Here is a 12,083-nt window from a genome sequence, read left to right on the forward strand (position 1 = left end):
AATATTGAGAGTGAAAGATTCATAAATTTCTACAATCTTTTTATAGAATCCTAATAAAAGATTCTTAATTTTTCACAAAGGATTTTTATGAATATTCTTATTACTGGTGCAAGTTCAGGATTTGGTCGTTCTCTAGCTTTAAAGTATGCTCATGAGTGGGATAACTTACAACTTTATCTAGTTGCTAGACGCGGTGAAAAATTACAAATTTTGCGTAACGAAATTCTTACTATGAAAAAAAATATTTCTGTGATTTTAGGAACAGGAGACGTGTGTAATAAAAGCTTTATCGACAATTTTACCAACAATATTGATGTGGATATTTTAGTTAATAATGCAGGACTTGCACGTGGCATTGAGAGTGCAGAAAAAACACAATTTCATGATTGGGAAGAAATGATCGAGGTAAATATTAAAGCTCTTAGTTATCTCACACATAAAATCTTACCTTCTATGGTAAAGCGTAAAAGCGGACATATAATTAATATTGGTTCTATAGCCGGGACATATCCTTATCCAGGTGGCAATGTGTATGGTGCAAGTAAAGCTTTTGTTAAACAATTTAGTCGCAATTTGCGTGCAGATCTCTATGATAAAAATATTCGTATAAGCAATATTGAGCCAGGTTTGTGTGATGGGAGTGATTTTTCAATAACAAGATTCCATGGAGATTCACAAAAAGCACAAAATGTTTATGCGAATACATTCCCATTGCATGCTGATGATATTGCCAATATTATATTTTGGGTAAGCACTCAACCACAACATATTAATATCAATTCGATTGAGGTTATGCCAACCACACAGGCCAGTGCTGGATTGAATGTGTATAGAATCTAAATTAACTTTATAATTTTAACAAAAAAATAAAAATATAAGAACATCACTATAAATGTTAGAATTTTTTAAAATCAGTATTTTATGCAAGAAAAAGTATTTTTATTGATCTTTTTTTGCTAAAATGGCAGAACTTTTTTGAATCAACAAAAGGGATTTTTAAAGTATAGTAAAATACTGCACAACTAAGTTTAATGAAAGTATTTTTAGAATATTTATTAGCATAAAAAGGAATGAATAAATGTTAGAATGGATGCAAAAGCACAAAAAATATCTTGTCATTACCGTGTGGATAAGTGCGTTTGCATTGGTTTTTGCATCTTTGGTAGAGTGGGGAGGAGGTGGATTTACAGCTGGTTCTAATGAGCATATTGCAAAAGTTGGTAACCAATATATCAGTCGCCAAGAGTATGATCGACTTTATAATATACTTTACAACCAATTATTCCAAAATCAGGAAATTTTTTCCAATGAGAATGAAAGAATTCCGCAAATTGAACAACAAGTATATATGTGGTTAGTGCAAACAAAGATGTCAGAATCTCTTGCAGATGATATTGGTGTGAGCGTAACACCCAATGAACTCGCACATCGTATCATAACAAATCCAAATTTTTTTGATAGTCAAAATCAGTTTAATAAGGATATATATGACAGATTCATTGTAAGCACAGGAAGAACAACAGAAAGTTTTGAAGAACAATTTTCTAAAAATATCTTAGAAGAAAAAATACAAAATTTCCCAATTTTTCAGCTTTCTACATTAGAGATAGATTCTCTTTTAAGTGCAAATAAGATTCGAGATAATTTATTGATTCGGGTTATAAATAAGGATACACTTTTAAAAAATAAAACTATTGAGTTGCAAGAAAATGAGATAAAATCATTTTGGGAAAAAAACAAAGAAAAATATTATAAACCAGCCAATTATAAAATTGCTTATATTGCACTCAATACAGATGATATAGAGGTTGATGATAACTCTCTGCAAAAATACTATAATGAGAATATACAGCATTATTCTGAAAATGCTCTCCAAACAGAAAGAGATCTTATTCTTGAGGACTATAAAAAATCTTATACAAAAATTACCTCAAGTTATATGCGTAATATGTCAAAATTTTTAAATTCTAAGGATAAATATTTCGGTGATGTCATTGTTACTTTGGATAGAGATTCTTTAATGAAAATCAAAGATGTTTTAGAAACTGATAAAGAGATGCCTTCAGATTTTATAACTATTAATTACATGAATTTATCAGATGATGATTTAATGTTATATCCCAATCTTTTGGCACAAATAGAACAAGAGGATAAATCATTTTCCCCAGTTTTTGAAGAGAAAAGTAAGACATGGATTATCCCCTATGTGTTAGATAGATCCCCTAGATCACGATTGAGTTACGAGGATGCAAAACCTCAAGCAAGAGATGCTGTATGGAAACAAAAAGAATACGAAGAATTTAGAAAAATAGCTCAAAGTAGCTTTGTAAACGCAAATATCAATTCTTTCCAAGATATTGGTTTTATTAGTATTGCGGACATGAATATGCAAAGTTTTCAAAATGAATCTTATAGTATTCTAAAAAATCTTGGTTTAGAGGATTTTGAAATTAGAAGTCTTTTTTCACAAATTATATCGAACAATCAAGTAAGTGGAGTTGCATTTCTTGATTCTAAGGCAGTTTTCTATTCTATCAAGAATCAAGAACTGCCAACTTATGGAGAGTTGTTGAATATTTCAAATGGTGAAGATGATCAAATTGCTGAGGCAAAAATAAGAGATATGCGTAATGCACTTTTTGAATATACAACAAATAAATACAAAATTATTGATTATAGGAGGCAAAATTGAGTAGGATCATTCTAGGTGTTGATATTGGTTCAACTAAAATTTGCTCTATTATTGCCGAAGTGCGAGATTCCACAGTGCAGATTATCGGGACTGGATCGCGTAAGGCACAAGGTATTAAAAAAGGTGCTATTGTTAATATCGAACAAGCAAGTAAAGCGATTCACACAAGTGTTGAAGATGCAAAACGTATGGCAGGGGTAAATCCTTTGAAAGCTATAATCTCCTTATCTGGTGCACATACAAAAAGTTTTAATTCAAGTGGAATCTCAAATGTTGTAAAACGAGAAGTTAATCTAAGTGTTATTAACACAGCTTTAGAGCTTGCTAAACATAATGCAGGGATTCCAAAAGATTATGAAACGATCCATATTTTACCTTATCGTTTTAAGCTCGATGATCAAGATTATGTAGAAGATCCAATTGGCATGACCGGAACAAGTCTAAAAGTTGAAGCACATATTGTTACAGTGCAAAAAGCAAGTCTAGAGAATCTTAAAAAATCTGTAATGCTTGCTGGTGTTGAGATTGAGAATATTGTTCTCTCATCGTATGCTGCTTCAATTGCTGTGTTACATGATGATGAAAAAGAACTTGGTGTGGTTTGCATTGATATGGGTGCAAATACTTGCGAACTCATGATTTATGATGGTAATTCTATGCGCTATAATGATTTTTTGGGGGTTGGATCAAATCATATTTCAAATGATATTGCCAGAGTATTAAATACTCCATTAAAAATTGCTGAAGAGATTAAAATAAAGTATGGGAATCTTCTTCCAACAGAATCTGATAAAGCAAACATTTTAGAAGTTCCAAAGATTGGTAACTCAAACCCAAATGACTTGGTCGAAGCTCCATTGGGTTTGATTTATTCTGTGGTAGGTTCACGTGTTGCTGAAACTTTGCAAATTCTTGCCAGATCAATTGAAGCAAGTGGTTTGCGAAGTCATGTAAGTGGTGTTGTCCTTACAGGTGGTATGGCAAATTTAGAAGGTATGCGTGAATTTGCTGGGGCTGTTTTTAGTCCATTATCTGTGCGATTGGCTCGACCTATTGAAATAGGTGGGTTATTTGACAGCTTAAAAGATTCTAGTAGTGCAGTTGTCATTGGGCTTATCTTATATGGTGCTGGAAAATTTACAAATTATGAAAAAGATTCTGAAAATAATATTAGGAGTAAGCACAATGCTTTAAATATGATAGAATCACATGATATAACCTCCAAACAAAATACATTAGAAGATGATTTTCAACAAATTGATTTAACTGATTTGGAGGAAGGAGAGAGCAGTAATCAAGAAAGGAATAAAAATGATAATGTAAATGATGAACGCAGAACATTAGATAAACTCAAAAACTGGGTAACAAATTTATTTTAAATAACTAAAAAGGTAAGATTATGGATAATAATGTAGATTTACGGGAAATAGATATACGAGAAGAAGTTGGACATACTCCCACAATTACTGTTGTTGGTGTTGGGGGCGGTGGCAATAATACAATCGCACATCTTATTAGAACAGGAACTTATCAAAATATTCGTTTAATGATTGCAAACACAGATTTACAACATATGCAAAATAGTCCTGCAAAAAATCATATTATTTTAGGTAAAAAACTCACAAAAGGTTTAGGTGCTGGTATGAAACCTGAAAAAGGTAGAGAAGCAGCAGAGGAGTGTTATGATGAAATCAAACAATCGTTTAATGGGTCTGATTTGATCATTATTTCAGCAGGTCTTGGTGGTGGAACAGGAACTGGTGCTGCCCCTATTTTTGCTAAAGCTGCCAAAGAAATTGGTGCACTTACTATTGCCGTAGTTACGAAGCCTTTTGCATATGAGGGTGCAAGAAGAGCAAAACTTGCTGAAGAAGGTTTAAAAGAGTTATATGAGGTATGTGATTCTATTGTTGTTATCCCAAATCAAAAGCTTTTAAGTGTTATTGGTAAAAATACCGGTTATCGAGAAAGTATGGGGTATGTTGATGATGTTGTCGCACGTGCAGTAAATGGTATTTCAAGCGTTATGCTTAATAATTCCAATGAGGGTATTAATGTGGATTTCCAAGATCTTTGCACCATTATGGATAATAGAGGTTACGCATTAATGGGAATTGGTGAAGCGGAAGGTGAAGATGCTGCGGAACAAGCCGTACGTAACGCAATAGAATCTCCTTTATTTGATAATATGTCCATTAATGGTTGTATGGGTGCTATTGTGAATTATGAATTTCATCCAGAATTTCCATTCTATGCGATTTCTACTTCAATGGAAATCATACAAGAAGCTGCAAGTGAAGATGCACATATTATTTTTGGAACTATGCCAAGAGAGGGATTTGATCCAAATAGAGTGCGTGTATCAATTATTGCAACGGGTTTTAAAACTGGACAAACTGAAGCAATATTACCACAGAGAACCCCATCAACAGTGGAGGTAAGTATGCCACAAGAAACATTACCTACTTTGCCTACAGCAGATACACAGATGAAACCTGATATTTTCCCCAATTTTACCCAACATAAAGAGAAAGTAAGTAGTGGGGATTATAATGAAGACGAACTTGATGAACCAACTTATTTAAGATATAAAAAGGATTGATAATCTAAATGTGAATATAAAATATTGCCATTCACTAGCTTAAAAATATTGAGGAGACCTAATATTAGCAATTGAATAAAGTGTATTGTATGTAGGTTTTTATGTAAATACTCTTACGAGATATTTTGTAAGGAATTTAATCAAATATCAAATTTATATTGTTTTTTATATAATCTATGAGTTAGAATGAAGGATTTTTATGAAAATTATAGCCGCTAATCTCAAGGCAAACCATACCCCTCGCAGTATTATTACTTATTGCAATGATTTACAGACAAGATTAGGGTTTGAAATGATACAGGATAAATTGGAGATTATTGTATTTCCTAATCAAGCAAGTCTCGTGGATAATAATTACAGCAATTTTTATATAGGTGCACAAAATGCTTATCCTGTTAAAAATGGTGCTTTTACTGGAGAGATTGGTTTAGAAGTGTTAGAATCTCTACATATTAAACATATTATGATTGGACATAGTGAAAGACGCATGTATTTTGGTGAAGATAATACAGCAATTTTACAAAAGTATAATTTTTTTATGCAAGAAAATATGCGTATTATGTTTTGCATCGGTGAAGATTCAAATGTAACAAATATAAAAGACTTTCTTGCACGACAGCTTGATAGAATTGATATTTCCTATCCACTATTGACAGTGGCGTATGAACCAGTTTGGTCTATTGGTAGTGGAAAAATACCAGATATTAATGATATAGCACAAGTAGTAGATATTTTGCGTTCTTTTGGAGTTCAAAAAGTGCTTTATGGAGGAAGTGTTAATATAGCAAATGTAAAGGAAATTTGTTCTATTACTGATGGTGTGCTTGTGGGAGGAGCAAGCCTTAATTCAGGTGATTTTGCAAATATAGTTTGTCAAATTCGCCAATGAAATGCTATGAATAAGTTCTACATAGTTACGAGAATAAGATTTAAAAAAGAGTTAAGCGACTTAAAATCTGAATAGAAATTTTAAGTTACTGAAGTTAAGAATATTTTATATTGATAATTTAGATACCTTGATCAATCATTGCACTAGCAACCTTTCTGAAACCAGCAATGTTTGCACCTAAAACAAGATTTGTAGGCTCACCAAACTCTTTAGCAGTTTGAGAAGCACTATTAAAAATACTTTCCATAATTTGATGCAATTTTTTATCTACAACCTCAAAGCTCCATGGATGCATACTCGCATTTTGTGCCATTTCTAAACCACTTACTGCAACACCACCAGCATTTGCTGCCTTACCTGGCCCATAGCAGATCTTTGCATTGATAAATTGATGGGCAGCCTCAATTGTTGAGGGCATATTTGCTCCTTCACTTACACATTGACAACCATTTTTTAATAATGCTTTCGCATCATTCTCATTTATTTCATTTTCAGTTGCACTAGGAAATGCTGCGAAACATGGGATAGCCCAAAGTGGATTAGAATCTTTTGGATAATCTTTAATGCTCGTATATTTTGCACTTTTGACTTCATTGGCGTATTCTTCAAGACTTCCTCTACGAATTTCCTTAATTTCTTTTAAAATATCAAGTTTAATACCACTTTCATCATAAATCATACCTTTTGAATCACTTGCACTTACTGGCTTTGCACCAAATTGTTGTAGTTTTTCAATCGTATAAATTGCAACATTTCCACTTCCAGAGACAAGACAGGTTTTACCCTCTAAACTTTGGTTACGTTCTTTAAGCATTTCTTGTGCAAAATATACACAGCCATAGCCCGTTGCTTCTGTCCTTACTAAACTACCTCCCCAATGGAGTGCTTTACCTGTTAGCACTCCATCAAATTGATTTGCAAGCTTTTTGTATTGTCCAAAAAAGTAACCAATTTCACGTCCGCCAACACCAATATCGCCTGCAGGAACATCAGTATTTGCCCCAATATGCCTAAATAATTCAGTCATAAAGGCTTGACAAAATCTCATAATTTCCCCATCACTTTTTCCTTTTGGGTCAAAATCACTTCCACCTTTTCCACCACCCATTGCCAAAGTGGTTAAAGAATTTTTAAAAATTTGCTCAAAGCCCAAAAATTTTAATACATCTGCATTCACACTTGGGTGAAATCTTAATCCACCTTTATATGGTCCAATAGCAGAATTAAATTGTATGCGATATCCACGATTAACTTGCACTTTACCTTTATCATCAATCCATGTTACACGAAAGTGAATTTCTCTTTCCGGTATGACAATTCGTTCCAAAATACTATGTTTTTGATATTTAGAATCTTTTTTAAACTCCAAGTCCAGTGATTCCAGGACCTCCTCAACTGCCTGATGAAACAGTTTCTGGACAGGATATTGTTCTTTCAGTTTTGTTAAAACTTGATGTGAATATGACATAATAAATTCCTTTTATTTCTTTAGGTGTTATGATTCTACTATAAAAAAACTTACAAATAACTTTAAATAACTAAAATTTACAAAATTTTTGTTAAAAATATTAAACTATAAATTATAGAATAAAATAATAAAAATATTTAAAAAATAAATAAAATTAATATATAATATACTATTTTTCAATATTATATTATATATTATTTCAAGATTTGATATTTTCCTGTCATATAGACTAATAGACTAAAAATACATCAAGGTATTGATGATTTTTGAGGTAATTCGTGGGTGGATATATTTTGATTCTATGAGAGATATTTAGAAAACAATCTTCGTAAATGTATATTTAAATCTAAATAATTTGCACTTTAATGTTTCTTTCTTATATTGAAGAGTGCCAAGCAAGAAAAAACATATTTTCAAGATTTCCCAAATCATATCAGTAAATTTAATGTATAATACCAAACTTAAAAATTTCAAAAAATAGATTACAATAGAATTTCATAAAAAAGATGGTAAATTTATGATAAATATGCACAACAGAATATTATTAAAATTTTTGATTAATTCTTATGAAACTATGTGATATAAATTGAGGAGATACCATGACTTTTGAAATGGCAAATACAATTTTTCAGTTACCATTTATGGAGCTTTTGTATAAAGCTCATAGCATACATAAAGAAAACTTCAACCCAAATATGTTGCAAACAAGCACACTATTGAGTGTTAAAACAGGTGCTTGTTCCGAAAATTGTTCTTATTGTGCTCAATCAAGCCATTATCAAACAGGAATTGAAAAAGAAAAAATGCTTGATACAATACAGATTTTAGAGTATGCAAAACTTGCAAAGCAAAAAGGAAGCACAAGATTCTGCATGGGTGCTTCTGGCAGAAGTCCAACAGAAAAGGAATTAGAATCTATTTGCGATACTATTAAAGAAATTAAGAAAATAGGATTAGAAACTTGCGTAACATTAGGTTTGCTGAATGATGCACAAGCAAAAAAGCTAAAAGATTCCGGGCTTGACTTTTATAATCATAACATTGATACTTCAAAAGAATATTATTCAAAAGTCATTACAACAAGAACTTTTGAGAATAGACTAGATACAATAAAAAATGTTCGTGATGCGGGATTAAAGATTTGTGTTGGAGGAATTTTGGGTATGGGAGAAAGTAATACTGATAGAATCAATATGCTTGTTCTCCTCGCAAATCTTCCTATTCCACCAGAATCTATTCCAATTAATCAGCTTGTAAGAATTCCGGGGACACCTCTTGAAAATGGTGAAGAGCTTGATACATTTGATTTTGTGCGAACAATTGCACTTGCAAGGATTCTTATGCCAAAATCTTATATTAGACTATCAGCAGGTAGAACACAAATGAGTGATGAATTACAAGCCTTATGTTTCTTTGCGGGTGCAAATTCTGTTTTTTATGGTGATAGGCTTTTAACTACCAAAAATACTACACCGAGTCGTGATGATGACCTATTCCAAAGGCTTAATTTAGAAAAAGAAGTTTTTGTCGAGATGCAAGCATAGTGCTATAATAATATTTTAACAATCAAAAATATAATTCTTTTAAGAAAGCTGACATATCACTAAGGAAGCATAATGAATGTTTCAAATCTCCTTGTTTGGCTTAATTTTTTTGTCGCCGATGTGCGCGATGGCTTAGGTCCTTTTATGGGCGTTTTTCTTCAAAATCATGGTTTTGGCGAAGCGCAAATTGGACTTATTCACACGATAACCCACCTCCTCGCTCTAAGCCTCTCTATTCCTTTTGGAATCCTCATTGATAAGACTCCGCACAAAAAGCCACTCATTGCGTTTTGCATAGCTCTTATTATGATTTTTTGCATACTTAATCTTTTCTTTCCTCATTTCTATTTTACCCTCCTTGCACAAAGCGCTATTGCTCTTAGTGGAGTGTTTTTAGCTCCAGCTTTTGCCGCCATTACGCTTGGGATTGTGGGATATAGGGACTATCCGTTACAATGCGCACGCAACGAAGCTTATAAACATGCTGGTTCAGTTTTTGGAGCTGTGCTTTGTTTCATTTTCGCATTTTATTTTGGCATTGCCTCTGTTTTTGTAATAACGGCGTGTTTAGGAGGTATTTCGTTGGTGATTTTAGGCTGTATCAAGCAAGGGAGCATCGATGATAAAATTGCGTGTGGTGCAAGCTCACGCAATATCTTGCCGAGTGGATTTTTCATCGTATTTTTCGATAAGTCTGTGTTATTTGTGAGTTTTCTTATGTTTTGCTTTCACCTTAGTAACGCAGCGATGTTGCCCCTACTTAGTCAGAGAGCTTTCACGCTTGGCATAGATACGAGCGGTGCGCATGCTGCAGCCACTATTATTATCGCACAAACAACGATGATTTTTACTGCATTTTTGAGCGGGAAGTATATCAGTGCAGATTCTCAAAATCCCTCAAATATAGAATCCCACAAGACAAGTGATACTCCTGCTAAGAGGGAGATATACACACAAAACCTACGCGTATATTTTTGGCTTTTGTGTGCATGTTTTGTTGCACTCATTGTGCGAGGTGTGATAGCGGCGTTTTTTGATGGGATTGGTGGTATGGTGTTTGTGCAGGTCTTAGATGGTGTGGGTGCGGGGATTATAGGTGTTATTTTGCCTATTTTTATAATGATTATCCTTAAAGGAAGTGGGCATATCAATACGGGCTTAAGTATTGCACTCACAAGTGGCGGAATTGGTGGTGCGCTAAGTGGGAGTATCGCGGGGTATTTCGCACAATATTATGGCTATGATTTTGCGTATTTATTTTTAGCAAGCATAGCATTTGCAGGCTTACTCATTCTTTTTGTGGGGCATAGGGCAATAAGGATTTTTCACTAGAGGTATTATATGCTTATTTTGGGTATTTTTCTTAGCACTCTTTTTTGTATTTTAATGCGTCCTTTTGGACTTAGAATCTGGCTATATTCGAGTGTAGGAGCATTGTTTGTTTTTATATTTGGGTTGGTTGGCTTAGAAGATTTGGAGTTTATCTTTTCACTTATTTGGGATAGCTCACTCACACTCATCGCACTTATTGTGTTATCACTCTGCTTAGAATCTCTAGGCTTTTTTGAGAGACTGATTGGAATTTTGCTTGGATTTTGTGAGGTAAAAAGTCGTAGATTCCCTGCAAGAAAATGCCACACAAATACACATTCAGAATCTCCTATGCGATACAAAAGCCAACATACGCATATTATTCATACGCGCAAGCTCTTTTTTGTGCTTTTTGTCTGTGCGGGGATTTTGTCTGCGATGTTTGCAAATGATGGGGCGATTCTTATCCTCACGCCACTTGTGATTGGGATTTGGCGATGTATGAAATTCCCTCATCAGAGGCTTCTTATCGTGCTATTATTTATGATTTCATTTCTTTGCGATGCGACTTCTAATGCTTTTATTATCTCAAATCTTACAAATATTATTACTGCGAATTACTTTCATCTAGGTTTTTTAGAGTTTGCAAGGACAATGGCATTGCCAAATATCATCACACTTTGTGGCACTATTATGCTTTTTTTTATGATTTTTCGGACTTTGTTGCCAAAATATTTGCGGATTGAGCGAGGAGAATCTTATAGACTTTCAAACACTCAATTTATCGTATATTGTGTTATTTTGGGATTTTTTGTTCTCGCATTTTTTGTTATAGAATCTTTGCATTTTTCAATCAGTATGCCTTGTATTCTTTTTGCCTTGATTTTTCTTATTTTGCTTTTCTTGCAGGACAAAAGCAAGACTTTGAATGTCCTAAGACACGCCCCTTATGGGATTGTGATATTTAGTTTTGGGCTATTTGTGGTGGTGTTTGCCCTCTACAAACACGAGTTGGGCAGTGTCTTACAGGGGCTTTTTGCTCATCTTAGCGATAATACATTTGTTAATATTTTGAGCGTGGGTTTGTTAAGCACCTTTGGTGCAAGTGTGTTTAATAATCTGCCTATGGTGTTGCTTGGCAATCTTTCTTTACAGGAATTTTATGCGAGTGGAGGAATGAGTGAGATGATGAATCAGGCACTTATTTATGCACATTTGCTTGCTTGCAATATCGGCTCAAAGCTCACGCCTATTGGTTCGCTTTGCACTTTGCTATGGTTAGAGATATTGCGCAAAAATGGTGTGATTGTGGGTTTTAAAACTTATTTTTCTTTGAGTTTTATCTTTACGCTCCCCATACTTTTTATGGCACTTGTTGGGTTATGGGTAGTGATACTTTAGGATTTTATAAGTGAATATGCTATTGTGCAGAATTTTGAAGTATAATTATTATATTAGTTTTTAGATGAGGAGGAAATATGCAACTACAAGGCAAGATTTTGCGTTACCTTGATAATGGCGTGGAGTTTTTGGGAGTTTTAAAAGAAAATGACACTATGGTTATGCCACTTGATATG

At 33.5% G+C, this 12,083-nt stretch carries 9 protein-coding genes; 8 read left to right on the forward strand and 1 reads right to left on the reverse strand.

The genetic code is table 11. The annotated features are described in order from the left end of the window. The first annotated feature begins 87 nt into the window (after positions 1–87). The 5 genes from CQA53_RS02515 (at position 88) to CQA53_RS02535 (ending at position 6,183) form a co-directional block, all read left to right on the forward strand. Positions 88–840, forward strand: coding sequence for an SDR family NAD(P)-dependent oxidoreductase (locus tag CQA53_RS02515; RefSeq protein ID WP_115542441.1), 753 nt, complete (start codon positions 88–90; stop codon positions 838–840). Positions 841–1,078: 238 nt separating this feature from the next. Further along, positions 1,079–2,692, forward strand: a complete 1,614-nt coding sequence (locus CQA53_RS02520) for a SurA N-terminal domain-containing protein (protein ID WP_115542442.1) — start codon at positions 1,079–1,081, stop codon at positions 2,690–2,692. Beyond that, entirely contained in the window at positions 2,689–4,071 is a 1,383-nt protein-coding gene (ftsA, locus tag CQA53_RS02525) for a cell division protein FtsA (protein ID WP_115542443.1), read from the forward strand. The genes CQA53_RS02520 and ftsA overlap by 4 nt, the downstream gene beginning before the upstream one ends. A 20-nt stretch (positions 4,072–4,091) precedes the next feature. Beyond that, a complete protein-coding gene (ftsZ, locus tag CQA53_RS02530) occupies positions 4,092–5,294 on the forward strand; it encodes a cell division protein FtsZ (RefSeq protein WP_115542444.1) in 1,203 nt (400 codons plus the stop codon). Between the two features lie 199 nt (positions 5,295–5,493). Next, positions 5,494–6,183, forward strand: coding sequence for a triose-phosphate isomerase (locus CQA53_RS02535; RefSeq protein ID WP_115542445.1), 690 nt, complete (start codon positions 5,494–5,496; stop codon positions 6,181–6,183). Between the two features lie 118 nt (positions 6,184–6,301). Here the strand turns inward: CQA53_RS02535 and gdhA are convergent, their stop codons facing one another. After that, positions 6,302–7,651: an NADP-specific glutamate dehydrogenase gene (gdhA, locus tag CQA53_RS02540; protein WP_115542446.1), complete on the reverse strand. Its 1,350-nt coding sequence runs from the start codon at positions 7,649–7,651 to the stop codon at positions 6,302–6,304. A gap of 599 nt (positions 7,652–8,250) precedes the next feature. Here gdhA and bioB point away from each other — a divergent pair. From bioB to CQA53_RS02555, 3 genes are all read left to right on the forward strand, one after another. After that, positions 8,251–9,195, forward strand: a complete 945-nt coding sequence (gene bioB, locus CQA53_RS02545) for a biotin synthase BioB (RefSeq protein ID WP_115542447.1) — start codon at positions 8,251–8,253, stop codon at positions 9,193–9,195. Between the two features lie 72 nt (positions 9,196–9,267). Next, positions 9,268–10,527, forward strand: coding sequence for an MFS transporter (locus CQA53_RS02550; protein ID WP_115542448.1), 1,260 nt, complete (start codon positions 9,268–9,270; stop codon positions 10,525–10,527). Positions 10,528–10,536: 9 nt separating this feature from the next. After that, positions 10,537–11,907, forward strand: a complete 1,371-nt coding sequence (locus tag CQA53_RS02555) for an arsenic transporter (protein WP_115542449.1) — start codon at positions 10,537–10,539, stop codon at positions 11,905–11,907. Positions 11,908–12,083: the final 176 nt, after the last annotated feature.

Origin of the sequence: Helicobacter didelphidarum (assembly GCF_003364195.1) — a bacterium.
GTDB classification, from domain to species: domain Bacteria; phylum Campylobacterota; class Campylobacteria; order Campylobacterales; family Helicobacteraceae; genus Helicobacter_A; species Helicobacter_A didelphidarum.